30 protein-coding genes are annotated in these 25,016 nt (G+C 40.9%); 14 read left to right on the forward strand and 16 right to left on the reverse strand.

The features are described 5' to 3' along the window. The first annotated feature begins 178 nt into the window (after positions 1 to 178). Positions 179 to 340: a hypothetical protein gene (locus WA1_RS57410; RefSeq protein ID WP_017740428.1), complete on the forward strand. Its 162-nt coding sequence runs from the start codon at positions 179 to 181 to the stop codon at positions 338 to 340. Then, positions 324 to 701, forward strand: coding sequence for a Mo-dependent nitrogenase C-terminal domain-containing protein (locus WA1_RS30970; RefSeq protein ID WP_017740427.1), 378 nt, complete (start codon positions 324 to 326; stop codon positions 699 to 701). Before WA1_RS57410 ends, WA1_RS30970 begins: the two co-directional genes overlap by 17 nt. Before the next feature lie 61 nt (positions 702 to 762). Here the strand turns inward: WA1_RS30970 and WA1_RS30975 are convergent, their stop codons facing one another. Beyond that, positions 763 to 2,604: a caspase family protein gene (locus WA1_RS30975; protein ID WP_066613066.1), complete on the reverse strand. Its 1,842-nt coding sequence runs from the start codon at positions 2,602 to 2,604 to the stop codon at positions 763 to 765. A gap of 258 nt (positions 2,605 to 2,862) precedes the next feature. On the opposite strand from WA1_RS30975, the gene WA1_RS30980 reads away from it, so the two are divergent. The 3 genes from WA1_RS30980 (at position 2,863) to WA1_RS30990 (ending at position 4,369) form a co-directional block, all read left to right on the forward strand. After that, positions 2,863 to 3,369 carry a hypothetical protein gene (locus WA1_RS30980; protein WP_051076997.1) on the forward strand — a complete coding sequence of 169 codons (507 nt, stop codon included), beginning with the start codon at positions 2,863 to 2,865 and terminating at the stop codon, positions 3,367 to 3,369. 78 nt (positions 3,370 to 3,447) lie between these two features. Beyond that, positions 3,448 to 3,621 (forward strand): 50S ribosomal protein L32, encoded by a 174-nt coding sequence (gene rpmF, locus WA1_RS30985; RefSeq protein ID WP_017740425.1) that lies wholly within the window; start codon positions 3,448 to 3,450, stop codon positions 3,619 to 3,621. A gap of 151 nt (positions 3,622 to 3,772) precedes the next feature. Then, positions 3,773 to 4,369: a sulfite oxidase-like oxidoreductase gene (locus WA1_RS30990; RefSeq protein ID WP_017740424.1), complete on the forward strand. Its 597-nt coding sequence runs from the start codon at positions 3,773 to 3,775 to the stop codon at positions 4,367 to 4,369. 52 nt (positions 4,370 to 4,421) lie between these two features. Here WA1_RS30990 and WA1_RS30995 read toward each other — a convergent pair whose 3' ends face one another. Continuing rightward, positions 4,422 to 5,798: an aldehyde dehydrogenase gene (locus WA1_RS30995; protein WP_017740423.1), complete on the reverse strand. Its 1,377-nt coding sequence runs from the start codon at positions 5,796 to 5,798 to the stop codon at positions 4,422 to 4,424. Between the two features lie 17 nt (positions 5,799 to 5,815). Continuing rightward, positions 5,816 to 6,916 carry a sensor histidine kinase gene (locus tag WA1_RS31000; protein WP_017740422.1) on the reverse strand — a complete coding sequence of 367 codons (1,101 nt, stop codon included), beginning with the start codon at positions 6,914 to 6,916 and terminating at the stop codon, positions 5,816 to 5,818. Positions 6,917 to 7,281: 365 nt separating this feature from the next. Here WA1_RS31000 and WA1_RS31005 point away from each other — a divergent pair, with 365 nt between their 5' ends. Continuing rightward, positions 7,282 to 7,563 carry a hypothetical protein gene (locus WA1_RS31005; protein WP_017740420.1) on the forward strand — a complete coding sequence of 94 codons (282 nt, stop codon included), beginning with the start codon at positions 7,282 to 7,284 and terminating at the stop codon, positions 7,561 to 7,563. Between the two features lie 77 nt (positions 7,564 to 7,640). Here WA1_RS31005 and WA1_RS31010 read toward each other — a convergent pair whose 3' ends face one another. From WA1_RS31010 to WA1_RS31025, 4 genes are all read right to left on the reverse strand, one after another. Next, the gene (locus WA1_RS31010; RefSeq protein WP_272819262.1) at positions 7,641 to 7,859 is read right to left on the reverse strand and encodes a hypothetical protein; all 219 of its coding nucleotides are present in this window, start codon (positions 7,857 to 7,859) and stop codon (positions 7,641 to 7,643) included. A gap of 79 nt (positions 7,860 to 7,938) precedes the next feature. Next, complete coding sequence (locus WA1_RS31015) at positions 7,939 to 8,157, reverse strand: type II toxin-antitoxin system HicA family toxin (protein WP_017740419.1); 219 nt, start codon at positions 8,155 to 8,157, stop codon at positions 7,939 to 7,941. After that, positions 8,157 to 8,399 carry a type II toxin-antitoxin system HicB family antitoxin gene (locus WA1_RS31020; RefSeq protein WP_017740418.1) on the reverse strand — a complete coding sequence of 81 codons (243 nt, stop codon included), beginning with the start codon at positions 8,397 to 8,399 and terminating at the stop codon, positions 8,157 to 8,159. Before WA1_RS31020 ends, WA1_RS31015 begins: the two co-directional genes overlap by 1 nt. 75 nt (positions 8,400 to 8,474) lie before the next feature. Continuing rightward, positions 8,475 to 9,431 (reverse strand): RpnC/YadD family protein, encoded by a 957-nt coding sequence (locus tag WA1_RS31025; protein WP_017740417.1) that lies wholly within the window; start codon positions 9,429 to 9,431, stop codon positions 8,475 to 8,477. A 344-nt stretch (positions 9,432 to 9,775) separates the two neighbouring features. Between WA1_RS31025 and WA1_RS31030 the strand changes: the two genes are divergently transcribed. The 3 genes from WA1_RS31030 to WA1_RS31040 are packed head-to-tail and all read left to right on the forward strand — an operon-like array spanning position 9,776 to position 14,710. Further along, positions 9,776 to 10,114, forward strand: coding sequence for a CU044_2847 family protein (locus tag WA1_RS31030; protein ID WP_017740416.1), 339 nt, complete (start codon positions 9,776 to 9,778; stop codon positions 10,112 to 10,114). Then, positions 10,098 to 11,771 carry an AAA-like domain-containing protein gene (locus tag WA1_RS31035; RefSeq protein ID WP_017740415.1) on the forward strand — a complete coding sequence of 558 codons (1,674 nt, stop codon included), beginning with the start codon at positions 10,098 to 10,100 and terminating at the stop codon, positions 11,769 to 11,771. The genes WA1_RS31030 and WA1_RS31035 overlap by 17 nt, the downstream gene beginning before the upstream one ends. Beyond that, complete coding sequence (locus tag WA1_RS31040; protein WP_017740414.1) at positions 11,771 to 14,710, forward strand: AAA-like domain-containing protein; 2,940 nt, start codon at positions 11,771 to 11,773, stop codon at positions 14,708 to 14,710. Before WA1_RS31035 ends, WA1_RS31040 begins: the two co-directional genes overlap by 1 nt. Before the next feature lie 31 nt (positions 14,711 to 14,741). Here WA1_RS31040 and WA1_RS31045 read toward each other — a convergent pair whose 3' ends face one another. The 4 genes from WA1_RS31045 to ureA form a co-directional block, all read right to left on the reverse strand. After that, positions 14,742 to 15,047: a hypothetical protein gene (locus WA1_RS31045; protein ID WP_033334573.1), complete on the reverse strand. Its 306-nt coding sequence runs from the start codon at positions 15,045 to 15,047 to the stop codon at positions 14,742 to 14,744. Between the two features lie 107 nt (positions 15,048 to 15,154). Then, positions 15,155 to 16,858 carry an urease subunit alpha gene (ureC, locus tag WA1_RS31050; protein ID WP_017740412.1) on the reverse strand — a complete coding sequence of 568 codons (1,704 nt, stop codon included), beginning with the start codon at positions 16,856 to 16,858 and terminating at the stop codon, positions 15,155 to 15,157. A gap of 75 nt (positions 16,859 to 16,933) precedes the next feature. Continuing rightward, complete coding sequence (locus WA1_RS31055; RefSeq protein ID WP_017740411.1) at positions 16,934 to 17,245, reverse strand: urease subunit beta; 312 nt, start codon at positions 17,243 to 17,245, stop codon at positions 16,934 to 16,936. A gap of 33 nt (positions 17,246 to 17,278) precedes the next feature. Beyond that, positions 17,279 to 17,581, reverse strand: coding sequence for an urease subunit gamma (gene ureA, locus WA1_RS31060; RefSeq protein ID WP_017740410.1), 303 nt, complete (start codon positions 17,579 to 17,581; stop codon positions 17,279 to 17,281). 622 nt (positions 17,582 to 18,203) lie between these two features. On the opposite strand from ureA, the gene WA1_RS31065 reads away from it, so the two are divergent. The 3 genes from WA1_RS31065 to WA1_RS31075 all read left to right on the forward strand — a co-directional run bounded on the left by WA1_RS31065 (position 18,204) and on the right by WA1_RS31075 (position 20,717). Next, positions 18,204 to 18,389 carry a plasmid partition protein ParG gene (locus WA1_RS31065; protein ID WP_272819263.1) on the forward strand — a complete coding sequence of 62 codons (186 nt, stop codon included), beginning with the start codon at positions 18,204 to 18,206 and terminating at the stop codon, positions 18,387 to 18,389. Positions 18,390 to 18,463: 74 nt separating this feature from the next. After that, positions 18,464 to 19,387, forward strand: coding sequence for a CHAT domain-containing protein (locus tag WA1_RS31070; RefSeq protein ID WP_017740408.1), 924 nt, complete (start codon positions 18,464 to 18,466; stop codon positions 19,385 to 19,387). A 4-nt stretch (positions 19,388 to 19,391) separates the two neighbouring features. Next, positions 19,392 to 20,717 (forward strand): tetratricopeptide repeat protein, encoded by a 1,326-nt coding sequence (locus WA1_RS31075; protein ID WP_017740407.1) that lies wholly within the window; start codon positions 19,392 to 19,394, stop codon positions 20,715 to 20,717. A gap of 61 nt (positions 20,718 to 20,778) precedes the next feature. Here the strand turns inward: WA1_RS31075 and WA1_RS31080 are convergent, their stop codons facing one another. From WA1_RS31080 to WA1_RS31095, 4 genes are read right to left on the reverse strand one after another with little or no spacing between them, the layout of a single operon-like run. After that, positions 20,779 to 21,633 carry an urease accessory protein UreD gene (locus WA1_RS31080; protein WP_026134354.1) on the reverse strand — a complete coding sequence of 285 codons (855 nt, stop codon included), beginning with the start codon at positions 21,631 to 21,633 and terminating at the stop codon, positions 20,779 to 20,781. A 10-nt stretch (positions 21,634 to 21,643) separates the two neighbouring features. After that, on the reverse strand, positions 21,644 to 21,823 hold the full coding sequence (locus WA1_RS31085) for a hypothetical protein (RefSeq protein ID WP_148662798.1): 180 nt from the start codon (positions 21,821 to 21,823) through the stop codon (positions 21,644 to 21,646). A 26-nt stretch (positions 21,824 to 21,849) separates the two neighbouring features. Continuing rightward, positions 21,850 to 22,236, reverse strand: coding sequence for an SCO4402 family protein (locus tag WA1_RS31090; protein ID WP_017740404.1), 387 nt, complete (start codon positions 22,234 to 22,236; stop codon positions 21,850 to 21,852). Between the two features lie 15 nt (positions 22,237 to 22,251). After that, a complete protein-coding gene (locus WA1_RS31095; RefSeq protein WP_017740403.1) occupies positions 22,252 to 22,575 on the reverse strand; it encodes a hypothetical protein in 324 nt (107 codons plus the stop codon). Positions 22,576 to 22,605: 30 nt separating this feature from the next. On the opposite strand from WA1_RS31095, the gene WA1_RS31100 reads away from it, so the two are divergent. Both WA1_RS31100 and WA1_RS31105 read left to right on the forward strand, forming a co-directional pair. Continuing rightward, entirely contained in the window at positions 22,606 to 22,809 is a 204-nt protein-coding gene (locus WA1_RS31100) for a DUF6888 family protein (RefSeq protein WP_017740402.1), read from the forward strand. Further along, positions 22,809 to 23,012: a DUF6887 family protein gene (locus tag WA1_RS31105; protein ID WP_017740401.1), complete on the forward strand. Its 204-nt coding sequence runs from the start codon at positions 22,809 to 22,811 to the stop codon at positions 23,010 to 23,012. Before WA1_RS31100 ends, WA1_RS31105 begins: the two co-directional genes overlap by 1 nt. Before the next feature lie 359 nt (positions 23,013 to 23,371). Here the strand turns inward: WA1_RS31105 and groL are convergent, their stop codons facing one another. Then, complete coding sequence (groL, locus tag WA1_RS31110; protein ID WP_017740400.1) at positions 23,372 to 25,012, reverse strand: chaperonin GroEL; 1,641 nt, start codon at positions 25,010 to 25,012, stop codon at positions 23,372 to 23,374. Positions 25,013 to 25,016 lie beyond the last annotated feature (4 nt).

The following is a 25,016-nucleotide window of genomic DNA, read 5'->3' on the forward strand; positions in this document are numbered from 1 at the left end:
AAAGTCTGGGAAAGGAATGAAACATAAATTTATGTAAATTTTTGATTTAGCTCTACCCAAAGGCAGATGACTTCATTAGAATTTAATCGTTGTGTCAAGTTATAAACAAGATGCTAGTACCACACTTCCGATCTAAAGGAAATTGTTGTTAACTTGACTTAATATAAAGCAGGCTCTGATGCCAAAAGCTACTCAATCATCAGGTTGTACAAATTGTCAGATTGTATCTCAGTCGGGACAAGATTTTTCCGGGATGAGTCATCGCAATGTTGTAGATTTTCAGCAGGCGGTTAAAGACCCTCAATCAAATAGAGGAGTGCAGAATGAAGGTATACCATAATACCCCAAAAAGGATTTTTTTTGCAAGCTGGGTATCGCTAAATCCAGCCCCAGAGAATGAGGCTAAAGCAGTCGGGCTGCGAGGTCCTTCTCCCAAACCTCACTTTGATATTCTCAAGCCTTTACGGCAGTGGTTAGACAATTTTCAAGTACAAAATCGCGAACTAGCGCATCGCTTGTGCAAATCGATCCCATCTCAATGCCCGTTTGAGCGAGACATCAAGCTATTTGGGAAAACCCTATTTCACATTCCGCCATTGTGCAAGCTCAACCCTTTGTATGATGAAGTGGTAAGCTTGCGTTTTCGCGCATTATGTTATTTAGCCGACGAATGCGGTGAAGATGTAACGCAATATTGCTAATGGCTAATGGCTCTAGAAGACTGACAATTAACAACTAACCACTAACCACTAACAATTAGCACTAATTAGTTTTTGACCACTTTTTAATGGCTTCCTGAGCCTCTTTATAGGCGGCTGTCCCTTCTGGTACTAGCACGGCAGTGTCAATAGCTGACTTAAACTCTCTTCGGGTAGCACGCCTTTGAGCAAGCTCGAAAATTTTTTCGCTCCAAGTGTCAATAGATTTCTTAGCAACGTCAAAGCCTGGTTGACCTTGTGGCACCTTCTTAGCAACCTCGATAGCACGATTGTATGTAGAAGCCTGTCCGGGCTGAACTAAGCCGCTAGCAGCATCGACGAGAGTTGTGTTACTCATATACTGCTTTGCCATGAGCCGCCACTGCCTCATCTGGAATTGTGCTTTAGAGAATATTGATTCCTCTTTTGTAATTAATTGCGCTGCAGCGATCGCATCTGAATAACGCTTCTCCTTAGCACGATTTTCCGCTAACTCCAGAATTATCCGGCTCCAAACCTCAATATCGGCTTGAGCTTGTTGGTAAAGGGGATCGCTTGGTGGAATTTCACGAGCCTTGATAATCGCCAAGCGTAAATTGCTGGCTTGATCTGGAGTCAGCGACATCTTTTCCAAGTCCGCCAGGGCAATAATTCGCTTTTGAGACTCATCCGAACTAGAAGTTGGTTGGAGAGTTGGTTGAGGACTAACTTGAAGATCTGATGGCGTCGATGCTGTAACTGCAACAGTAGGGGCTTTTGGTGAAACCCCAACAGCATCGCGATCCCCATTAGTATCAGTTTTTGAAGACACAGGCAAAAGCTTACCTAATCTCAATCCCACCCGTTCGTGGAGAACAACAACTGCGATGATGCATAAAAGTAGCATCGTCACCACACTGCCAAACAGAAGTTTTGGCAGAAAAGAGCTTGTTGCTTTTTTGGCAGAAGTGGGGTGAGGGAGGGAGGGAGTGAGGGAGGGGGGGAGTGAGGGAGCGAGGGACGTAGAGGACAAAGTAGAATTTTCTTCCCCGCTCCCCTGCTCCTCTGCTCCCCTAGTTTTCAGCGCCCCAGATCCTCTACTCTTCACTTCCTCCCCAAGAGAGGGAGCGACTAGTACAAGTGGTGTAAACTCGGATCGAGCAACAGCAGATGCGCTTTTTTTGTCCCTTTTATCATCAAATTGGGGCAAGATAATTTGCCCTTCTAAGGTAGAGACAACAATCGGATTTTGTGTAGGACGCCAGTGATGCTGACACAATTCTGGTGTGCGAACACTGAGGTAGTTTTCTAAATTCGTCAAACTGCTGCCATGACCGAAACGCAAAGCTTCTAAAAGCGTTGCTGTAAAGAATCCATGACTTAATTCGCTACTTTCATAAGAAAATTCTTCTAGTTGGCAAGAAAGAATAGTAGGAATTTGTAATTCTTTTGCTAATTCCACCGATTCTTGACCAACAAAAGCATCTGCTTGAGAGCCAGTAGCACGGTTAATATCAAGCAGGATAAACGCATTAAGTGCAGCAAATTGCAAGCTTTGCATAATAGAGCGTAAGTCTATGCCGGTCTCCTCAATGTGATTGGGGTTTCCATCCATCGCCATTAAGTAATCCTGTCCTTTAGCGTTGGTGCCATAACCGCTAAAGAAAAACCACACTCGGTCTTGAGGTTGAAAGTCAGTTGCTACCAAATCTTCAACCAACAGCAGAATGTTTTCCTTAGTAGGAATTGTTGACCTATCTCTAAAAGGTGGCGAAGTATCCGTCATCAACAGACACTGTTGGGGTAGAAAACCGCCATGTGTCACTAAAAAATCTTTGACAGCCTCAGCATCTGCTTGAGCATAACCCAAGGGTTGGTAGAAATGATATTGATTGATGCCTATGGCGATCGCCCAGTTGTTTGCCATCGCGCTCTGAGTTTAGTTATTGTTTGCTATTTAACAGTGACCAGTGACCAGTGACCAGTCACTGATTACTGATAATTGTACTGAAGCCAAAATCTTCAATTATGAAGTATAAAATTTTCATTATTGATACTTATTTTTGTAAATTCACATTAAGGTTATCACCTGAGGAGCCATAGAGTTATGAAGAGGAGCAATGTTTTTCAGTCATCAAGGATTATTCTTTTTCAAACCAGTCCATTCAAAGCACTCATTCCATCTATGCTAGTCATTGGCAAGAAAATCCGGATAGCTTCTGCTGTGCTTGTGTTGAGTAGTGGGGTTCCTTTGTGGATAGCAAGCGTTGCACTTGCCCCCCAAATTGTACAAGCTTACACCGCCAGAGTTGACCTTTCCATTGACTGCTTTCCTGAGGAAAATTACGAAACTCTCTTAACTAGAGCAGAAACGGCTGCTAGAGCAGCAGCTCAACGCAGTTTTGACCAAGATATTTTAGTTACAGACGTTTCGATCATGGTTTCCGTACAAAATTATGGAGCGATCGCACCAGTTCTAGAATTGAAAGTCAGCCGTCCGCAATGGCGTACACGTCCAGATGCAAAGCTTTGGGCAACTTACTTTAAAACAGCGCGATCACTACTATTTTTTGGAGGCAAGTTTTCCATCACCCCGGATGTTAACCCAGAACCGACAAATCCCCCAGCACCCGCACCTCAAACTGCCGATCCCAAAGCAGGAGGGGGAACTGCTATACCACCAGCAAAATAAGGATAAAGGATACTTTACACTTCAGCCTTTTGTTAGCATACAATAGTGAGGTTGTCAAAAATTGCAGTATCCGCAAACATGGCTGTTCCAAAGAAGAAAACATCCAAATCGAAACGAGATAAACGTCGAGCTACCTGGAGACACAAAGCTACAATTCAAGCTCAGAAAGCCATCTCTCTGGGCAAATCAATTCTGACTGGACGTTCCACCTTTGTCTATCCAACTGCTGAAGAAGAGGAAGAAGAGGAATAGTAACGTTGGGAATTGGGAAATGGGCAATGTCCATGGGGAAGAGAAAATAGCAAACAAATTATTTTTGACAATGCCCCATGCCCTATGATTGATTTCCCAATAACTATATAAAAGGTAAAGTGTCTTCAGAAAAGCTATATTTCTACATAGTATGCTAGGAAAGTTTTTTCAGAAGCCGACACAACAAGAAGGCGATCGCGTTCCACCCGGGCAGCACCTAACAAAGGGATTTCCCGTGCTAACCTATGGTGCAACGCCTCAAATCAATATAGAGGAATGGGAATTTAAGGTTTGGGGTTTAGCAACACCGAAAACCTTTAAATGGTCAGATTTCATGGAGTCACCCCATTCCGAATTCACAGCCGATTTTCACTGTGTTACCCGTTGGTCAAAGCTTGATGTCAAATGGACTGGCATTAAGGTAACAGACTTCATGAAATCTATTGAGGTAGATTCCAAAGCAGCCCATGTCATGGAACACTGCTACGGCGGCTACACCACCAATATATCAATGGAAGACTTTGTTAGAGAAGAAAACTTCTTTGCTTTTCAAGTCTTTGGCGAACCGTTACCTGCTGAACATGGGGGTCCTTTGCGATTAGTTGTGCCTCACCTCTATGCTTGGAAAAGTGCTAAGTGGATTAATGGCTTGGAGTTCCTAGAAAAAGAGGATCTTGGCTTTTGGGAACGCAATGGCTACCATCGCCGTGGAGAACCTTGGGCGGAAGAACGCTACAGCAGCTTATAAATGATGAATGATGAATTATGAAAATTTTATAATTCATCATTCTTTAATTTTCTTAACTAAAAAATCGCTTCAACAGAGATAATTTCTCCTTATAGGGAGGGTAAAGCAATTTAAAGTTGAACAGGAAAGATCTGTGTAAAACGCTTTTGTAATGGGAAAATGTATCAAAACTCGTTTTACCGTGATACTTACCTATACCACTATCACCGACGCCACCAAATGGTAAGGATGAGATGCCAAAGTGTAATAGTGTGTCGTTGATGCAAACTCCACCAGATGAAGTTTCCTGAAGGACTTGTTGTTGCAGGCTTTTATTATTGGAAAACAAGTACAAAGCCAGGGGTTTTGGTCGAGCATTAATGAGGTCAATTGCTTCTTGTACATTGGTATATTCAATAACAGGAAGAATGGGACCAAAAATTTCTTCCTGCATGACTGGATCTGTTAGAGAAACATTATCGAGCACTGTGGGAGCAATATAACACTCTTCCCGATTCGTTTCTCCTCCAATGCGAATTTCGCCATCTTTGATAAGATTAACTAACCTGTCAAAATGTCTTTGATTGACAATTCTGGCATAATCGGGGCTGGTCGCTGGATTATCTCCATAAAATTCTTTCAGACGCTTTTGAATTTCTACTAACAAATTTTCTTTGATTTTTCTATCAACTAAAAGAAAATCAGGTGCAATACAAGTTTGTCCGGAATTCAAAAACTTACCCCAAGCAATGCGTGTAGCTGCTTGTTCGAGGTTAGTGTCAGAATCCACAAGACAAGGACTTTTGCCACCCAATTCTAGAGTCACTGGCGTTAAGTTTTTTGCAGCTGCTTCCATAACGATTTTGCCTACAGATGTTCCACCAGTAAAGAATATATGGTCGAATTTTTCTGCAAGGAGTTGCTGACTGATTTCCACGCCTCCTTCGACCACATTGATATATGCTGGGTCGAAGTATTTCTGAATAATTTTATTAATAACAAAAGAGGTCTGAGGTGCAATTTCTGAAGGCTTAATAATTGTACAGTTACCTGCTGCGATCGCACCAATTAAGGGGGAGACAACCAAGTTAAATGGATAATTCCAAGGACCGATGATTAAAACAACTCCCAATGGTTCTGGATAAATTTCTGCTGAAGCCGGAAAGAATTGTAGTGAAACAGGTGCTTTTTGAGGTTTAGTCCAATTTTTGAGATGTTTGATAGCGCGAGTAATTTCTTTAATAGTTGCAATCTCTGTACCATAAGCCTCAAACTCTGGTTTGCCCAAATCTGCTTTCAACGCTTGAAGAATAGCTTCTTGATTTTCACTGACAGCTTGTTTGAGAACTTTTAACTGTTCTAGTCGAAAACCAACGTCTTTTGTTTTACCAGTTTTAAAAAATTCTCGTTGCCGAGCAATGATATCAGCAATTGATACTTGAGTATTCATCTTTTTGATCGCCCCAACTACTGTTTTACGGGTAGTTTTACAGTAAATACACTGCCTTTGCCTACCTCCGAATGAACGATAATGGTGCCTTGATGTGCTTCAACAATTCGCCGAGAAAGGTATAACCCCAATCCGCTTCCAGAACTCTTATGGCTTCCCTGGCGAAATCGCTCAAACAAAGTTGTCTGTTCTTCAAGAGAAATCCCCGAACCCGTATCTGTCACTTCAACAGTTATGAATTGATCGGATGCGGTTGCTGATGTGAGGCGGAGAGTGACTGACCCATTGTCTGTAAACTTAATGGCATTACCTACAAGATTGGTAAAGAGCCGATGGAGTTCCAGACGATCTGCCATTACCTTATCTGTACCAGTGTTTTCACTCAACTTTAGATGAAGTGCAAGTCCTTTATCTACAGCCAGTGGATTTAATTCACCAACAACTTCACTGAGTAGATTGGGAAGATCTACGGGCTGAAATGCCATTTTTTTGCGACCCGCTTCAAAACGGTAAACTTCTAACAAAGTATTGACCATAGCCAACAGATTGCCATTACTGCGAGCCATAATCTCAATAACTTCTTGCATCTGATCTGAGAGATTTCCCAATGCACCCTGCTGAAACAGCATCAGCATCTTATCAGCAGCCACTAAGGGTGTGCGTAAGTCATGAGTGAGGCGAGAGACAAAATCTTGCCGTTGGCGATCAATTTCATCCCGTTCATCTATAGTATGTTTGAGGCGGAGAAGCGATCGCACTCGTGCGAGTAATTCATCTACCGTCACGGGTTTGCGAATAAAATCATCAGCGCCCAAATCCAAGCCCTGAGCAACATTAGGTGAATCATGGGCGGTAATCAGCAGAATGGGAAGAAAAGGCAATGACTTATTTCCCCGGATATGCTTAGTCACTTCATAACCATCCATTCCTGGCATCATCAAATCTAACAGTACTAGGTCACAAGTTGACGTTTCCAGTTCTGCCAACGCTGAAATACCATTTTCTGCTGTACTAACGGTGTAGCCTTCTTCTTCTAGTATGGTTTTGATGAGAAATACATTATCAGGAGAATCATCCACAACAAGAATTTTGTCGGGCTTTGAAGATAAGGAGTTCATATAAGAGAGAAACGGGAGAGGTGGAGTAATACTAGGTTAGTATATGACACTAGTTATTTGTGTTATTATTTCCATTTTTACCGTTAAGTAGTTAGATCCCCGACTTCGCAGAAGTTGTCGGGGATCTGGCAACCCTTCGCGATCGATGTGGTCAAGTACTAGTTTTAAAAAAGGATTACTCCCTTCCTGCTTGAAGAGTATCTATTTAAATGAACCGCAAAGACGCAAAGTACGCGAAGAAAGAAGAGAAGAAGAGCGGTAATCTTAAAGCAGTTTATGGTTTATTGCTACTCTCAGTCCTGTTTTACCAGTAGCAGTAATTACCCAAGATGGAGAAATTTATCCTGTAGAGTGGGTTCAAAGTGATGACAACAACTAACGATAAGAGTAAGCAACAACAAATCCGCCGAATGGTAGAACTTGGAAACATTGCAAGACAACGACATTTAGATGCTGGAGGTCATCCTTATCTATCGGTTGGTAGCCTCAATAATAACGATACTCTTACCAAAGAAGAGAGAAACGAATTTTTAGAATTAGCGAATCAAGTTTTTAATGATGAATCAATTGCAAATTATTTAAAAAAAAATGGAAGTTGGCGAGAGCGGTTTACAGCTATGAAAGAAAGTATGAAAATGGTAGAGTAGTTATTTGAACTTCAGATCCCCGACTTCTCAAAGAAGTCGGGGATCTGGCAGCCCATCAAAATTAATGCGATCGAGTATTACATTAGTATCCAATAGAGTGAGGATTGGTAACACTTCCACTCATTCCTAATTTGCTGCTGGTACTCCAATGACTCTTGAGATAGTGTAATTACACCTACATACTTATTGAGATTCAACTCTTCTTTTTGTTGTTCTTGGTAAGTCTCTAAATATTTGCTGAATTCTTTGCCAATCTTGATAATCAATAAGCACTGCAACTGGATGCATCGCTTCATCTGTAACAATTTTTTTATTAATGAATAACATTCTTGTTTGCTCGCAGTATACCTTTGTTTTAAAATTGTCCTTCAAAAATCACAATACTTCCCACTCATCCTTATCAATTCTAGCTTGCCGTAATATCTCAGCCAAAAGCCCCTTACCGATGTCACTTTTATGAGGGTTTGGTAGCCACACCGTGATGTCTTCCTTTCGCATGAACTGGTGTCTGCTACCTGAATAGGGACCTTCAAAACCCAGTTGCCTTAAATAGCGGATCAAGTCAGAACGCTTAATGGGTCCGAAGGTAGGCATTATGCAACTTCCTTGATAGATAATTCAATACCATCAACAATAGGTAATGGTAGATTACAGGAAAGACGCAACAAAATCCATTCTTCTAAAACTTCAGCTAGTTCTTCACGAGTAGCTTCAAGCGTATCTTGATTAGCATAAACGCCTTGAAAGTTAGGTATTTCTCCATAGAATGTGCCGTCATCTGACAAAATCTTATACTTGGCTTGACGCAAAGCAGCTTGTATGTATCTTGTGAGCATAATAGTTTTTCTAAAATGTACTTTCGTTAAGAAATTTTACGTTTTTTCAGATGAAGTGCTTACTATTTTCAATTTCTAACTAGCTCCAGAGGTACTTTCGTTAAGAAGGTGTTGGAATTGTTCTAAAGAACCAATGGTAATAGCGCTTGTAAAAAGGTTTTCCAGTAGAGATAGCTCCTCGATTCCATTAACAACTGTCACAATTGCTTCAGGTACTACTCCAAATCGAGTTTGGAGAATTTTCATTATATGCTCTCTTGCCGTTTGAACCATACCTTCTTCTTTTGCCAAACGTTCAACACTTGTGACATACCGCATTCTTCGAGCCTCCTCGTAACTTCTCACTTCTTGTTTAAAACTACGTACCAACTCTTCTGGTAACACCATTATCCAATCAATGAACCGAAATAAACCTAGAACATCTTCCCGACTATAGCCCTGTTCAAATAATCTTTTTACTATGTTCAATTTCCACTGTAACCGATTTTCTGGGTTTCGATGCGTTGCTTTTGTTTTTAAATGCGCCATGACAACTACACTAAAAGGATTAGTGCTTTGTTCTAAAGTTTGCCATTCCGCCTCATAGTCCAGAAGTTTTACGATAGGAAACTCTAGTCTGACGCGACATCCTGCTAAGACGTATTCATAACTTGAAGGTCGCCACGAAATTTCTTCGTCAGCCAAAACCGCTAAACTGATGACTTTCTGTTTGTGGCGGTCAAACAAACGGTAATTATAGATGTACATCCGTTGAGTAAATTGACTGTCGTATTGTCCTTGAACTTCGATATGAATCAATATCCAAGCCTTTTCCCCATCAACTAACCAAACCTTGGCTACTTTATCTACAAGTCGCTTACCAATTTCTGCATCTGGTTCTAGCTGTTGCAGTTCTGTGTCTAAAAATTCAGGAGGTCGAGTCCAATCAATGACAGCGTAAGCATCAGGGAAAAAGAATTCTAAAAAGCGAGGAAAAAATCTTTCAATAACTTCTTTCCAAGGATTATCATAATCAGTGCGTTGTTCGGTCATGAAATTGTCAATTGTTGCATTTAAATGAGAAGTTGTAACTTTGAAAAGCGCACCCCATATATTGAGCAATACGGTGAGTTATTGCCGATAGATAGTATATTTTACAACGCCTAGCTTAGCAAGTACGAATACATAGTAACCGTAGTATAATCATGCTAATGTGACTAGACATCTCAAAATAAAAGTACACAATCATTGAATTTTGTCAAGTTAATTATTGTTGGGAGTAAAGCTTAGACCAGGTTAATGAGTATCTAAACAAATAAAGACACAAAAGAGGTAAATTTACGGTTTACAGTTAGTACCAGCCAAATTCTTTAATAACTCTTGTGTAGAGGTTTATAGTGAAGCGCATAATTGAATTTCCACTAGAAAACGGTGACTCAATTCTTGTAGAGGTTGATGAGCCAGCAGCAATAGACAATCGCATTGGTTTACGAGATGAAATTGTGGAAAAAGCGAATCAAACTTTCGAGTCTGCCTTGGACAAAATTAAGCCTGTAGCAAATGTGATTCTCACTAAAGTGCGTAGTTTACAACAGCCTGCAGATGAAGTAGAAGTCAAGTTTGGTGTCAAGATTGTTGCTGGGTTAGGGGCAGTAATTGCTTCCGGCAGTGGTGAGGTCAACTATGAAATTATCCTGAAGTGGAAACGGGAGTCAAAAGATGACCGCACCGCTTGAGTTCTCAGTAGTCAGAATTTACTCAAACAATAATAAAGTTGTGGGTGCTGGCTTCTTGGTTTCCCAAAAGCACATCCTGACTTGTGCTCATGTAGTAGCAGATGCTTTATCTCTTGCACGAACAATTGTTGAAAAACCAGAACAATCAATCAGCTTGGACTTTCCGATAGTAGCGGCAAAGCAGTTGTTCAAAGCTAAAGTCGTGTTCTGGCGACCAGTAAATCCTAGTGAATGTGCAGAAGACATTGCAGGATTAGAGCTAGAAACTTCTCCACCAGACACAGCACAACCCGCGCAATTGGTATTTGCTGAAAACTTTTGGGGGCATCCTTTTCGAGTTTTGGGCTTTCCGCTTACCCAACATAATGGAGCGTGGGCTTCTGGAGAATTACGTGCTGGTATCAGTAACGGTTGGGTACAACTGGAAGATGTAAAACAACAAGGCTATGCATTGGAGCGAGGTTTTAGTGGTGCGCCAATTTGGAATGAACACCTACAAGGCATAGCAGGAATGGCGGTGGCTGCAGAAATTAACCGATTAGAGACTAAAGCCGCTTTTATGATTCCTACTAAAGTTCTCTATGAAGCATGGTTTGAGTTAGGTAAGCAGGTGAACCTTTTACCAGTGATAGAACTTGAATCACCGGATGACAGTCCTGTGGCTTTGAATTCGCATTTTTATGTAGATCGCCCTCCCAGAGAATCTGAATGTTATCAAATGATTGCTAAGCCTGGAGCATTAATCCGAATCAAAGCTCCCTGGCAAATGGGCAAAACTTCATTAATGAGCCGAATTCTTCAACATGGACAAACTCAAGGTTACCAAACAGTCTCTATTGACTTTCGGCAAATGGCAGGTAGAGATGAACTCACGAACCTAGATAAGTTCTTGCAGAGGTTTTGTGCAAATGTGGGACGAAGGTTAAGACTAGCTAATAAATTGGAGCATTATTGGGACGAGATTTTTGGCAGCAAAGATAACTGTACAGAGTATTTCGAAGATTATCTTCTAAAAGAAATCGATCAATCTTTAATTCTAGGGTTAGATAATGTAGATCGAATTTTTGCACATCAATCAATTGCTGATGACTTTTTCGCGTTGCTTCGCGCTTGGCATGAGCGTGCAAAGAATAACACAATTTGGCAGACGATGCGGCTGGTAATTGTCCACTCTCAAGCGGCTTATATTCCCAGAGATATCAATCAGTCTCCATTCAATGTGGGATTACCTATTGAGTTGCCAGAACTTAATGAGCTACAAGTTCTGGATTTAGCGCAAAGGCATAGACTAAATTGGACTAGAGAGCAGATCGAGAAACTCATGGCGATGGTAGGAGGGCATCCTTATCTTGTGCGAGTAGCTTTATATTCAATAGCATGTCGTAAGATAACACTGGAACAATTACTAGCAATTGCCCCTACCGAAGAAGGTTTGTACCGCGATCATCTTCTTCATCATTTATCTAAGTTAGAGAAAAATAAAGAACTGCTGACTGCAATGAAAGAAGTCGTTGACGCTAGTAAACCTGTAAGGATAAAAGCAGGGTATGCATCTCAGTTACACAGTAAGGGGTTAGTAAAATACACAGGCAATTATGTTCAACCTTTGTGCAATTTATACAGACAATATTTTCGCGATCGCCTGAGGGTTAACTGATGAATCCAGAACAAACAGCTTACAAGTACCATGTAGGAGGTACTTTACCATATGATTCTCGTACTTATGTGAAGCGGCAGGCAGATAATCAATTGTATGAAGCTTTGAAGGCAGGAGATTTCTGTTATGTTCTGAACTCACGGCAGATGGGTAAGTCTAGCCTTGGGATGCAAACCATGAGACGGTTGGAAGCTAATGGCGTAGCCTGTGCTCTTATTGACTTAACAGAGATTGGTAGTCAGAACCTTACGCCAGATCAATGGTATGCAGGTTTAATTCGTAGTTTAGTTAATAATTTTCAAATATCAGGAAGGTTTAACTTAAAAGAATGGTGGCGCGAACACGACCTTATTTCTCCTTTACAACGGTTTAGTGAATTTATCGAAGAAGTTTTGCTTGTTCAAATTGCTCAGTATATTGTAATTTTTATTGATGAAATTGATAGTGTTAAAAGTCTAAATTTTTCCACTGATGATTTTTTTGCTTGCCTCCGGCACTGTTATAACCAACGTGCTGCTCAGCCAGAATACAGACGCCTCACATTTTGTCTTTTAGGGGTCGCAACTCCTTCTGATTTGATTCAAGACAAAGAGCGTACACCGTTTAATATTGGTCAAGCAATAGAATTAAATGGTTTTCAATTGGATGAAATTCAACCTTTAACCAAGGGATTAGAGAGTAAAGTAGAGAATCCTCAAGAAATTCTTAAACAAATATTAACTTGGACGGGAGGACAACCATTTCTCACCCAGAAATTATGTGACCTTGTACTTAGATCTCTTTGCTCCCAGTCGTCTACACCTAAAAATGTTGTTACCTTTGGTAAAGAAACTAAATGGCTCGATCGGTTAGTAAGAAGGCTAGTAATTGAAAATTGGGAATCCCAGGATGAACCAGAGCATTTGAAGACGATACGCAATCGCCTTTTTAGTGATAAACAAATTACAAGCCTGCTACTTGGGTTATATCAACAAATTCTACGAGGAGGACATATTACAGCTGACAGTAGTGAAGAACAAATGAAGCTACGGCTGTCAGGGTTGGTTGTCAAGCGACACGGCAAGTTAAATGTATACAACAAAATTTATAAGAGTGTTTTTAACCAGAATTGGGTTGAAAACTCATTTGCAGATATACGACCACCTTTTTATCATAAAGCAATAACAGCTTGGTTAGCCACGAACCGTCAGGACAAATCACAGTTATTACGTGGGGAAGTACTACAGGAAGCAAAGAAATGGTCAGAAAATGTTAATTTAAACACAGAAGATAGAGAGTTTTTAAATGCTAGTACAGAATTTCGTAATCAAGAGTTAGAAGAAGCTATAAAACCACATAGATTCAAGTTTAAGCATGGACAAGCCTCATCAATTTTTGATTTAATAAATTTATGTGAACGGTATCCTATCGAAGCAGAAGATTACCTATTTAACAGTTATTTTGAGAGATGGCTTTTCGCACGCGGAAAAACAGATTTAGCAAACTTAGTACAAAAAATTGTTGACTTTTATCAAAGTGAAAAACAGAGAGGCATTGAGATTTTTGTGCGGTATCTGTGTGAATATGAAAGTATAGACCCTTACCCAAAAATTTTTTTTGACCCAAATGAGATAGACATTGGTGAAGTTCCAGTTGGATTTCAAAAAAGATATTCTTTAAAAATTGGTAATAAGGGTCGTGGTTTTGCATGGGGAGATGTCATTGTTTCTAATCTTCCTGGAGTAAAAGTATCTGAACAATTTGATTCTTCTCTAGAACCGTTCACTTTTGAATTGGATACACTTGATGCTGAACTTGGAGATTATAGAGGTTGTATAATTATTGATTTGGAAGGGATTAGCGAGCAATGCCACATTTTTGTTAGTTATACAGTTATACACCTTCAACTAAGTATACCAAGTAAAATAAATTTAGGAATTATTTCATACAAACAGCGTGAAACTACTACTTTCTTAAAAATTACCTGTCAATTTTCTAATGTTATCCTTAAAGGAAGTGCTTCAACTAACATGGAGCAACTCAAAGTAATGCCGCAACTTTTTGAAAATTCATCAATAAATTTATCCCTGCTTGTAGATACAACTTTACTAGAAGCTGGTAATTATAATGCTGAAATAATCCTAATAATTAATAGAGAGGAATTTCAAGTACCTGTTCATTTTAAGAAACCACTGAGCTGGCATATTATTGCTGGATTCACGAGTGGAATTTGTATCCCAACAGGAATTTGTATGTATTTTGTACGCTTGATTTTAGAAAATAGTTTATCAGTAGATTCAATCAATCTTTGGATTTTATCTTACCCAATTGAAGTCAAGCAAGCTCCTTTTTTGCGATTTATTAATCCTCTCAAAATCACTGAAGAAATTCCAAATATACAATTAACATATGCAAAATTTGGATTAATGATAATTGCTATTACATTTTTTCTAATTTGGTTAAATTTTCGCCATAATTTACAATCTTTAAAAAAAGCTTTATTATTGAGACTAAAAGTATTGTTAAATTTGGACGATGATTCAGAAGAAATTATTGAAGATACATATAGATGGAATCCTAATGTAATGCCATACAGCCATCTACCCTATTTTTCTAGAAACAAATTTCAATTATTTATAAGCAGATTAATACTAATTACAATAGTTTTATTTGTTTTATGGTTATTAATAGGATTAAGTATAAATTTGCTTGTAAACCTTCTAGCTTGGGTTGGTTCAAGCTTTGTTATTGTTACCGATCTAACTGCACACGCATTTAAAGTAATTAGTATTGAGCGTCCAGCAGTTGCATGGTCAATATTAGGCTGCTTTATTGGTGGAACTTTAGGACTAATTCAAGCACTAGAACGTATACAACAATATTCTTACTTGTTGAAAGTGTATATCACAGCTATCACTGTAATACTGATACTACTTTTAATTGGTTATCGACTTACTTAATTTAAAGGTCATACAAACCTTCTGCACTGAATTAATTCCTTACATGGTTCTTTTTGAGGTCTTCTTCTGACAATTTCTCGGATGGAGTTGGAAACCATTTTGATTCAGCTACTAAAATAGAATTAGCGTAAGTAAAAATGTGCGCCAATTCAGATATACCATCTAATTCCGCTTGTTCTTCTGGCTTGATTAATCCGGATTTGCTCCGTTTGAGCAGTTCATCTGAACGAGCTTGCATTTCATCAGTAAACTTAAAAAGGTTAAGATTGTCAATTTTTTCAAGTTTGATTCCTGTTCCCAACCAGTATGAAGGTTCAATCATTAATTTTGGAGTCATCGTGGGTTGAACATGGAATACGGCACTTTAATCTTAACTTCTCAGAAGAACTAATGCCTATGCCTGGGGGGAATCCGCTCTCTTTGCTAAATGTGACTCCAACTCATTTAAAATAAAAAATACCGTTGCGACATTGGTAAAACAGTTGCTGGTTCGCATATCAACAATTCGCCATCCGCCCTGACTTCATAGGTTTCTGGATCGACTTCAATACTTGGTAACGCATCATTTAATTTCATATCTCGCTTACTCAACTGGCGTGTCCCAGAAACAGCAACGACTTGCTTTTTCAAACTCAACAGACTCTTAATCTCCCTGTCTAGTGCAACTTGAGAAACAAACGTGAAGGATGTGGCGTGACGCGCACCTGCAAAACTACCAAACATGGGACGCATATGCACTGGTTGAGGAGTAGGAATACTAGCATTCGCATCGCCCATTTGCGCCCATGCGATCGCTCCCCCTTTCACAACTATCTCTGGTTTCACACCAAAAAACGCTGGACGCCACAAACACAAATCGGCTAGTTTCCCCTCTTCTACCGACCCCACATATTGAGCAATCCCGTGCGCGATCGCTGGATTAATTGTATACTTGGCAACATATCTCTTTGCTCGGAAATTATCTGCTTTTTGCACACCATCAGTCTGATTGAGTTCTCCTCGTTGTACCTTCATCTTATGGGCTGTTTGCCATGTACGAATAATCACCTCTCCTACCCGTCCCATTGCTTGGGAATCAGAGGAAATCATGCTAAATGCGCCCAAGTCGTGCAGAATGTCCTCAGCAGCAATCGTTTCTCGACGAATCCGTGATTCAGCAAACGCCACATCCTCAGCAATTGCGGGATCGAGGTGATGGCAAACCATCAACATATCAAGATGCTCATCCAAAGTATTGACGGTGTAAGGACGTGTGGGATTGGTAGAAGATGGTAGGACATTGGCTTCCCCACACACTTTGATGATGTCTGGCGCGTGTCCCCCTCCAGCACCTTCAGTATGATAAGTGTGGATAACACGATTCTTAAAAGCAGCGATGGTATTTTCCACAAATCCTGCTTCGTTCAAGGTATCAGTATGAATCGCAACCTGCACATCATACTCATCAGCAACACTAAGACAAGTATCGATCGCAGCAGGAGTTGTTCCCCAATCTTCATGCAGCTTTAACCCAACCGCACCTGCTTGCACTTGTTCCACCAATCCTTGGGGTTGGCTGGTATTCCCTTTACCCAAAAACCCCAGGTTCACTGGAAAAGCATCAGCAGCTTGCAGCATTCGATACATATTCCAAGGTCCTGGCGTACAAGTCGTTGCGTTTGTACCTGTAGCAGGACCTGTTCCACCACCTATCATTGTAGTAATACCGGATGCGATCGCAACTTCAATTTGTTGGGGACAAATAAAATGAATGTGGGTGTCGATTCCACCAGCCGTGAGAATCATACCTTCCCCAGCCAGTGCTTCAGTTCCAGGACCAATAATAATATCTACATTATCTTGAATATAAGGATTTCCTGCTTTACCAATTTTGAATATTTTGCCATCTTTAATGCCGATATCTGCCTTGACAATTCCCCACCAATCAAGAATCAAAGCATTCGTAATCACTAAATCGACTGCACCATCAGCGTTAGAAATTGGTGATTGTCCCATCCCATCACGGATAACTTTACCGCCACCAAACTTGACTTCATCGCCGTATGTTGTTAGATCTCGTTCTACTTCGATTAGTAATTCTGTGTCGGCTAATCGGATGCGATCGCCTACTGTAGGACCAAAGGTTTCTGCATAGGCGCGACGATCCATTCTGTAACTCATTGTTAAGTCCTCAAAATATTGAACCGCAGATGAACGCTGATGGACGCTGATGGAAGAGGGTTTTTAGGGGTTGAGTGGTCCGTTGATTTTGGCGTTAAAGCCATAGACTTGACGGCTACCAACTAAGGGGACTAACGAGACTTCTTTGTCATCACCTGGTTCAAAACGAACTGCTGTTCCTGCGGGAATATCAAGACGCATTCCCCGTGCTTGTTCCCTATCAAAACTTAATGCAGCATTAACTTCGTAAAAGTGGAAGTGGGAACCAACTTGTATCGGGCGATCTCCTGTATTAGACACTCGCGATCGTACAGTAGGACGACCAGCATTCAACTCAATTTCCCCTTCTCCTACGATCGTTTCCCCTGGAATCATCTTTTTAGCGCCTTTGTGTCGAGTGCGTGATACCTATCTTATCGGATTATGCACTGTCACCAACTTTGTCCCATCAGGAAAAGTTGCTTCCACCTGCACATCATGAATCATTTCTGGTACACCTTCCATTACATCATCTCGTGATAACAGAGTTGTACCATAACTCATTAATTCTGCGACTGTTTGTCCATCCCTCGCACCCTCCAAAATAGCAGCAGAAATATAAGCCACTGCTTCCGGATAATTCAACTTTAAACCCCTACCCTTACGCCTTTCCGCTAACAGCGCAGCAGTAAAAATCAACAATTTATCTTTTTCCTGCGGTGTAAGTTGCATCCCCTACCTCTGACCTTTATTAATCAGACATCATAAGATATCTTTCTTGAAAAAGGGAGTAGGGAGTGGGGAGTAGGGAGTAGGGGAAGAGGAATTTTCCCGTGAATGGCTGTCTGTCAAAAAATCGAAGCTACGGTGTACGCATAAGTCGAATTTACCTCCCTTATATACAAATAAAGTTATGAAACCGCAGATGAACGCAGATGCACGCGGATGAAGCCGTACCTCATTCGGATGAAAATCGCTATAGTATAAGCTATTTCGGACTTGTGTATACCACCTGTAGCCTTAAAAAGGGGGGAATTCAAAATCCCCTAATTTATCAAAGAGACGGGGGGAGTTGCAAAATGTGAAAACCCCAAAATACCGTTGAAGCGAAAGTCCCGATCTCTTTAACTAACGTGTTAATACTGTAATTTCATGTTTTCAATAAACATATATTTTTGTCAATAAAACGAAAAATAAAGTTTATTAGCCAGACGAGCACGGGTTGGTTTGTGTAGTTCCACACGAATAAGTGTAGGTGCAAGATATGCGTTCATGGCATTTTTTCGGAAATGCCGTTTTTACTTTTGTAGTTTTATCCATGTGATAATCAATTACATTTTACATGAATGCCATAATGACTAAAGAAATACACATCAATATTTCAGATGATTTGAAAAAGCAGTTTCATGCTACCTGCGTTATGCAAGGAAAAAAAATGAATCAGGTCGTGGTTGAGTTAATCCACCAATGGCTTAGGACAAACGAAATTTCACAAACGAATAGTGAAATAGGTAAGAAGTTACCACCCAAATCCTGTTGAATAACCTTGCTAGTAACAAAGTTAATTATGTAATAAAAATTTTTCAATTTAACATAACTGGAGCTAATTAGTTTATGCATCAAAAAATCTTGATTTTAGCAGCAAATCCTAAAGGCATAACACCACTGCGTTTAGATGAGGAGGTGCGTGAAATCAATGCTGGATTGCAGCGAGCCAAACACCGCGAGCAGTTTGTCTTAGAGCAGAAATGGGCGGTGCAACCAAGAGATATTCAGCGAGCAATGCTGGATCACAATCCACAGATTATTCATTTTTCCGGACATGGGATGGGAGATGAAGGTCTTGTATTTGAAGACGAAACAGGTTCCGCAAAGCTAGTTGATGGAGAAGCTCTAGCAGGATTGTTTGAGCTATTTGCAGAGCAGATTGAGTGTGTTGTTCTTAATGGCTGTTACTCAGAGATACAAGCAAATGCGATCGCTCAACACATTAATTATGTAATTGGTATGAGCAAGGCTATCGGAGATAGAGCAGCAATTGAATTTGCTGTGGGCTTTTACGATGCTCTAGGAGCAGGGCGACCTGTCGAATTCGCTCACAAATTTGGTTGTGCTGCAATTCGGTTAGCAGGTATTCCGGAGCAACTAACTCCAACTCTCAAGAAGAAGCCTTTCAATGGATCTAAAAACCAGCCTCCAGTCCCCAATGAAGCAGTTTCTGAGTTAGATTGGGAGCTAAACGACTCTGATAGAGAATTACTGACAACACTCTTAATACGTAGTGGACGTGCAGAATATTCGGCACGAAAAGCTCTTTGTATAAAAATTGGAATTGAACCAAATCAACTTGGATTTTTAAGGCAATCTACCGATGCTGACTTTGCCTTAGAGCTAATTAGCTATTTGCATGGGATAGGTGACAAACAAGCACTTTGTAAAATCTGCTCCGAACTTGACATTGTCTTTAAAAGAGGCAAGTACTCGGCTGATTTGGAAAATATTAAATCAAAAATAAATTATAATAAGGTGAGAAGTTAAAAATATGTTTCAACAAAACTTTTTAAGTGAATCTGATGTAGATACATTAATAAACCTTTTGCTCCGCAGCCAACAATCAAGAACACGAGAAGCACTATGTTTTAGCATTGGAATTGATCCCAAGCGACTTTCGTTTTTAAGAGATTCTTCGGATTCTGACTTTTTTCTACTCCTCATTAGGTATTTAAATGAAATAGGCGATCAAGAAGCTCTTTGTAAGCTTTGTTGTAAAGAACTAGTTCCTATTTTTCATAAAGGAACATATGGTACTTTTTTAAGTGAAATTGCCGTACAACTCAACTGTAGTCAGGAGTTTAGACCGAATTATTCAAATGATAAACAGCCGACTTCTTCAGCGTCTAATCCTACTCCTACTGCTCTTAGTCTCAGCGTTAATTCCTTTAATCAACTTACTAAAAACAAATTAGTTACAGGTAGTATAATTCTCATAATGGGGTTAGCAGGGTTTAGCTTATATAACCGGAACATCAACGCGTCTAACGATCCGCACCTGAGCGAACAACCTGTAAGTCAAACCTCTAACCTTAATCGGGAAGACTCCGTTACTGAATTAAAAGCAGGGCTTGTGTACTACGAGCAAAAGAACTACGATCGCGCTATTGCTCGCTACAACCGAGCTATTCAACTGAACCCTAATTATGTCATAGCTTACTACAACCGAGGGAAAGCTTACAAAGATTTGAAAGACTACGATCGCGCCATTGCTGACTATAACCAAGCCCTCAAACTTGACCCTAACTATACCAAAGCTTACAACAATCGAGGAATTGCTTACAGCGATTTGAAAGACTACGAACGCGCCATCGCTGACTATAACCAAGCCCTCAAACTTGACCCTAACTATGCCATAGCTTACAACAACCGAGGAATTGCTTACAAAAATTTGAAAGACTACGAACGCGCCATTGCTGACTACAACCAAGCCCTCAAACTTGACCCTAACTACATCGATGCTTACAACAACCGAGGAATTGCTTACAAAAATTTGAAAGACTACGAACGCGCCATTGCTGACTACAACCAAGTCCTCAAACTTGATCCTAACTATGCTATAGCTTACAACAATCGAGGAATTGCTTACAACGATTTGAAAGACTACGAGCGTGCCATTGCTGACTACAACCAAGCCCTCCAATTTGACCCTAACTACACCGATGCTTACAACAACCGAGGGTGGGCTTACAGCAATTTAAAGGACTACGATCGCGCCATTGCTGACTACAACCAAGCCCTCAAACTTGACCCTAACCATACCAAAGCTGACAAAAACCGAAAGATAGCTTATAAAAATAAGGTATCTCCTCAATAATTCACTACGGTATACACTTGACAAAAATTCTCTACTCTGTATCCTCAGCGCCTAGTAAGGTTCAAACAAACCAAACTCTTGGTACACAACCACCACGAGTTAACACAGATTGACGCAACAATTGCCACGCACTCGTAAACCAGTTTCTCACCTCCGTTGTTCCAGAACCACGGTATCGACACAATAGTCCACATGACAGACGAGTCACACCTACTGAGGGAGTGGGGAGTAGGGAGTGGGGAGTGGGGGATAAGAAAAGGGTACGTGCTTTGTGTACCAATTCTTGTGAAACTTCTTGCCCAATATATACCAGACTACCAGTCACTGGTTGCCCTGCCAAGCCATGAGGGCTGTGAAAAACATCTTCACTACCCGGTAACCATTGCCTGTCAATCCATAAAGGAACTCCCATCTGCCAAACTTCCGTATGCGATCGCCACTCTCCAAGGCAAAATTTTTCTCCTCTAGCACTCCTTCCAAATCGCGTGATTTCCCAGCCTATCCAATTAGCTCCCGTAGCTAATTCTACCCGCAAATCTTGTCGATATATTGCACCGTTAAAAACGATTGTTTCTTGAGGTAGCCACTCCAAAGAAGCACCTGCATCCACTTGAATATCAATATTTTGCCTTGCTTGTGCGCCGTTACTGCGATAAATTTTACTAGCTGCTGCTGTTGTGATAAGTGCTTGGGCTTTGGGTTGGAGATGGACTTTGTAAGAGAGGCGATCGCCACCTACAACACCCCCAGCCGTATGTAAGATTACACTGTGACAAATTTCTTGTCCTTCTGGATAAAATGGGCGTTGCACCTTCAGTGGTGCTATGTTTTGATTGTGAATGAGTGTTGTTTTACCTTGACACTGAGCATACACTAAGTCAAGTTTGCCATGCCACCCATTTACAGATTGTGCCATGGTTTGATAATTAGGTTGATTCACCAATGATTTCTGCTTTTTTTGCCAAGATAATATAATCATCTAATACATAATGTGATTCATACTTCTGATCAAAATACTGCCGAAGTAGCGAACTCATATGCATTTGTTTGGGTAATTTTTCTTTAGCATAGAGCCTCTTGGCGTCAATCTCCTCTTTGTAAGCCATAAGATGTCCAAAAGGATACTTACCAATCAAACTGAACTACTTAGTTGTTCATTTGTTATTAGATGCAAAGCCATAGATGCAGCCTCTACAACATTTGTCCATTTAGAAGAATTGATGTACTCTTCGTCTGACATTTCTGTTCCATGTGCCTCAAAAACTTGCTTTATAGCAGTACAAACTGCTGCAATCAAACGAGCTTCTTTGTCGTTTTCAAGTATCACTCCAATTGCTGCATTTGGGTTTTCTGCCAAAATCGTATCATCAAAGAGAAAATGTACTACTTCATCAAAGCTATCGTAAAGAACTCCTGCTGGATAATTATGGTTAATCCAGGCTTTCTGTTGGTATTCCCTACTTGCTAAACTGCGAAGAGTTTCTAATAATTCTCCTCTCATCTTAGGATATTGCACCATAAAAAATCTCCTATTCTACGGTTCATACCAGGTTTTCCATTGTAGCCATTCATTGAGAGGAATATGAGCTTCTGTAGGATTAGTTTTGATACTTCCTGCAATTGGCTGTCCATTTCTCCCGATAACTTGACCATTTCTTCTGACAACTACATGGTCAACTTGTTGTGATAAATGGCTGTTATTTGGATTTCCTTCATCAATTCTGACACCATTCCCTTGATTTGTTGGATCTTGCCAGCGCCATCCTGGTTTCTTTTTATTGGCTTGTCCCGATCCCCAATATTTAGGTATTTTATTACACGCCATCTCTGGCACAGTCCAATCTTCTCCTGAAACCACCCACTCCTCTATTTTCCTTATTATTTAAATATGCTAGTATTATATGAAATTTTTACTCCACAAATGCCTACCCGTGCTCAGTTAGAAAGTTTATATCGGCTTGGCTATTACCTCACATATTTTACATTACAGCCTATTTACTTAATTTGTATTGATAGGCGAACTGGTAATCTTTTCATTTTGGCAGGACACAATGAAGAAATTGAAATTACTCAAGAAGGAGAGGTGTTTTAATGAGCCAAGTTAATTATGCTGCTATGTCCGATCGCGAACTGAAACGGTACTTCCTTGAGCACCGTGAGGATGAAGCTGCATTCCAAGCATATTTAGAGCGGCGTAGAAGGGGTGCTAGGGTTATTGCGAAACTAGGAGATCCTGATTTCGACGCAAAAATTGAGGCTGCTATTCATCAGAAGCTACAAAACAAGCAAGATTAAAGCGCTTTTGGGGATTTAGCGGGACTAAGTACCCTAGCTGAAGCAGAACGATTCGCAGGATTGTTGGCGAAGCGATCGCACGTCGTATGGCAACCAAAGTAAGCTGTGTGGGAGTCTGTTTAGTACTAACTACGATTGACAATGTAAAAGCTTCTAGAACTTAATTTCTTGAGTCCGCGCAGGCGGACGAGCGTTTGTATAGTAGCGAATTCTATTTGCCCCATACTTTTAAAACATCCTCTCCTCTTCCTCTGTGTTCTCTGTGCCTCTGCGGTTCATAAAGAAATAAAAAATGGTGGGCAATGCCCACCCTACAAAAATCTTTATTGGCGAAGACAGCGCAACTACGAACCTTTTTCTTAGTAATCGAAGTCGCCACCGCCCATACCAGCGCCAGCGCCAGCAGGAGCACCATCTTTAGGTTCGGGCTTATCAACTACGATACACTCGGTGGTCAACACCATACCAGCAATAGATGCAGCGTTTTGTAGCGCAGAACGAGTTACCTTAGCTGGGTCAACGATACCAGCATCTAACAAGTTGACAAACTCGTTTCTAGCAGCATCGTAACCGATGTTGAAATCTTTCTCTTTCACTCGCTCAGCAATAACAGCACCATTCTGACCCGCGTTTTCAGCAATGCGCTTTAGAGGAGCTGTCAAAGCACGAGAAACAATTAACGCACCAGTCAACTCTTCACCCTTGAGGTTACCATTTGCCCATTCTTCAAGTTGAGGAGCAAGGTGAGCGAGTGTTGTACCACCGCCAGGAACAATACCTTCTTCAACAGCAGCTTTGGTCGCGTTGATAGCGTCTTCCAAGCGCAGTTTCTTGTCCTTCATTTCGGTTTCGGTAGCAGCGCCTACTTTTATAACGGCAACGCCACCTGCTAACTTAGCTAAACGCTCTTGCAGTTTCTCTTTGTCGTAGGAAGATTCGGTTTCTTCGATTTGACGGCGAATCTGATCGATACGAGCTTTGACTGCAGCTTCGTTACCTTCAGCAACTATGGTGGTGTTGTCTTTGGTGATGGTGATGCGGCGTGCTTTACCTAAAGCATCCAGTTTGGTGTTGTCTAACTTCAAACCAGCGTCTTCGGTAATCACTTGACCATCAGTGAGGATGGCGATATCTTCTAACATGGATTTACGGCGATCGCCAAATCCAGGTGCTTTAACTGCTGCTACGTTGAGTACACCACGCAGGCGGTTAACAACCAAGGTTGCTAATGCTTCTTTCTCAATGTCTTCGGCGATGATGACCAACGGACGACCTGCACGCGCAACTTGCTCTAGAACGGGTACTAGGTCTTGTACTAAAGCAATTTTCTTGTCGGTTAACAGGATGAAAGGCTCATCGAATACTGCTTCCATCCGTTCTGGATCGGTTGCGAAGTAAGGAGAGATGTAGCCTTTGTCAAAGCGCATCCCTTCGGTGATTTCCAATTCGGTGGTCATGGATTTTCCTTCTTCCAAGGAAATCACGCCTTCTTTACCAACTTTGTCCATTGCTGCGGCAATCATCTGACCGACTTCTTCGTCGTTACCAGCAGAGATTGAACCAACTTGAGCAATAGCTTTGGAATCTTCTACGGGACGAGCGTGTTCTTTGATTTTATCGACTAGAAAGCTAGTTGCTTTATCAATACCACGCTTGAGCAGAATGGCGTTTGCACCTGCAGCAACGTTACGCAAGCCTTCTTTAACAATTGCGTGAGCTAGAACGGTCGCAGTCGTTGTGCCGTCACCTGCAGCGTCGTTGGTTTTGGATGCTGCTTGACGAATTAGGGCCACACCAGTGTTTTCTACGTGGTCTTCTAATTCAATTTCTTTGGCAATGGTCACACCGTCATTGATGATTTGTGGTGCGCCAAATTTCTTTTCTAACACTACGTTACGACCTTTAGGACCGAGGGTAACAGCCACTGCCTCAGCCAAAATGTCCATGCCTCTTTCTAATGCACGACGAGCGTTTTCGTTGTATATAATGCGCTTTGCCATAGTT

It is taken from the genome of Scytonema hofmannii PCC 7110, from assembly GCF_000346485.2.
GTDB classification, from domain to species: Bacteria; Cyanobacteriota; Cyanobacteriia; order Cyanobacteriales; family Nostocaceae; genus Scytonema; species Scytonema hofmannii.

What these genes read in the sequence shown, in the direction of transcription:
- WA1_RS57410 (WP_017740428.1), top strand. Translation starts at nt 179, where the DNA reads ATGCCAAAAGCTACTCAATCATCAGGTTGTACAAATTGTCAGATTGTA.
- WA1_RS30970 (WP_017740427.1), top strand. Translation starts at nt 324, where the DNA reads ATGAAGGTATACCATAATACCCCAAAAAGGATTTTTTTTGCAAGCTGG.
- WA1_RS30975 (WP_066613066.1), bottom strand. Translation starts at nt 2,604, where the DNA reads ATGGCAAACAACTGGGCGATCGCCATAGGCATCAATCAATATCATTTC.
- WA1_RS30980 (WP_051076997.1), top strand. Translation starts at nt 2,863, where the DNA reads ATGCTAGTCATTGGCAAGAAAATCCGGATAGCTTCTGCTGTGCTTGTG.
- rpmF (WP_017740425.1), top strand. Translation starts at nt 3,448, where the DNA reads ATGGCTGTTCCAAAGAAGAAAACATCCAAATCGAAACGAGATAAACGT.
- WA1_RS30990 (WP_017740424.1), top strand. Translation starts at nt 3,773, where the DNA reads ATGCTAGGAAAGTTTTTTCAGAAGCCGACACAACAAGAAGGCGATCGC.
- WA1_RS30995 (WP_017740423.1), bottom strand. Translation starts at nt 5,798, where the DNA reads ATGAATACTCAAGTATCAATTGCTGATATCATTGCTCGGCAACGAGAA.
- WA1_RS31000 (WP_017740422.1), bottom strand. Translation starts at nt 6,916, where the DNA reads ATGAACTCCTTATCTTCAAAGCCCGACAAAATTCTTGTTGTGGATGAT.
- WA1_RS31005 (WP_017740420.1), top strand. Translation starts at nt 7,282, where the DNA reads ATGACAACAACTAACGATAAGAGTAAGCAACAACAAATCCGCCGAATG.
- WA1_RS31010 (WP_272819262.1), bottom strand. Translation starts at nt 7,859, where the DNA reads ATGAAGCGATGCATCCAGTTGCAGTGCTTATTGATTATCAAGATTGGC.
- WA1_RS31015 (WP_017740419.1), bottom strand. Translation starts at nt 8,157, where the DNA reads ATGCCTACCTTCGGACCCATTAAGCGTTCTGACTTGATCCGCTATTTA.
- WA1_RS31020 (WP_017740418.1), bottom strand. Translation starts at nt 8,399, where the DNA reads ATGCTCACAAGATACATACAAGCTGCTTTGCGTCAAGCCAAGTATAAG.
- WA1_RS31025 (WP_017740417.1), bottom strand. Translation starts at nt 9,431, where the DNA reads ATGACCGAACAACGCACTGATTATGATAATCCTTGGAAAGAAGTTATT.
- WA1_RS31035 (WP_017740415.1), top strand. Translation starts at nt 10,098, where the DNA reads ATGACCGCACCGCTTGAGTTCTCAGTAGTCAGAATTTACTCAAACAAT.
- WA1_RS31040 (WP_017740414.1), top strand. Translation starts at nt 11,771, where the DNA reads ATGAATCCAGAACAAACAGCTTACAAGTACCATGTAGGAGGTACTTTA.
- WA1_RS31045 (WP_033334573.1), bottom strand. Translation starts at nt 15,047, where the DNA reads ATGACTCCAAAATTAATGATTGAACCTTCATACTGGTTGGGAACAGGA.
- ureC (WP_017740412.1), bottom strand. Translation starts at nt 16,858, where the DNA reads ATGGATCGTCGCGCCTATGCAGAAACCTTTGGTCCTACAGTAGGCGAT.
- WA1_RS31055 (WP_017740411.1), bottom strand. Translation starts at nt 17,245, where the DNA reads ATGATTCCAGGGGAAACGATCGTAGGAGAAGGGGAAATTGAGTTGAAT.
- ureA (WP_017740410.1), bottom strand. Translation starts at nt 17,581, where the DNA reads ATGCAACTTACACCGCAGGAAAAAGATAAATTGTTGATTTTTACTGCT.
- WA1_RS31065 (WP_272819263.1), top strand. Translation starts at nt 18,204, where the DNA reads ATGACTAAAGAAATACACATCAATATTTCAGATGATTTGAAAAAGCAG.
- WA1_RS31070 (WP_017740408.1), top strand. Translation starts at nt 18,464, where the DNA reads ATGCATCAAAAAATCTTGATTTTAGCAGCAAATCCTAAAGGCATAACA.
- WA1_RS31075 (WP_017740407.1), top strand. Translation starts at nt 19,392, where the DNA reads ATGTTTCAACAAAACTTTTTAAGTGAATCTGATGTAGATACATTAATA.
- WA1_RS31080 (WP_026134354.1), bottom strand. Translation starts at nt 21,633, where the DNA reads ATGGCACAATCTGTAAATGGGTGGCATGGCAAACTTGACTTAGTGTAT.
- WA1_RS31085 (WP_148662798.1), bottom strand. Translation starts at nt 21,823, where the DNA reads ATGGCTTACAAAGAGGAGATTGACGCCAAGAGGCTCTATGCTAAAGAA.
- WA1_RS31090 (WP_017740404.1), bottom strand. Translation starts at nt 22,236, where the DNA reads ATGGTGCAATATCCTAAGATGAGAGGAGAATTATTAGAAACTCTTCGC.
- WA1_RS31100 (WP_017740402.1), top strand. Translation starts at nt 22,606, where the DNA reads ATGCTAGTATTATATGAAATTTTTACTCCACAAATGCCTACCCGTGCT.
- WA1_RS31105 (WP_017740401.1), top strand. Translation starts at nt 22,809, where the DNA reads ATGAGCCAAGTTAATTATGCTGCTATGTCCGATCGCGAACTGAAACGG.
- groL (WP_017740400.1), bottom strand. Translation starts at nt 25,012, where the DNA reads ATGGCAAAGCGCATTATATACAACGAAAACGCTCGTCGTGCATTAGAA.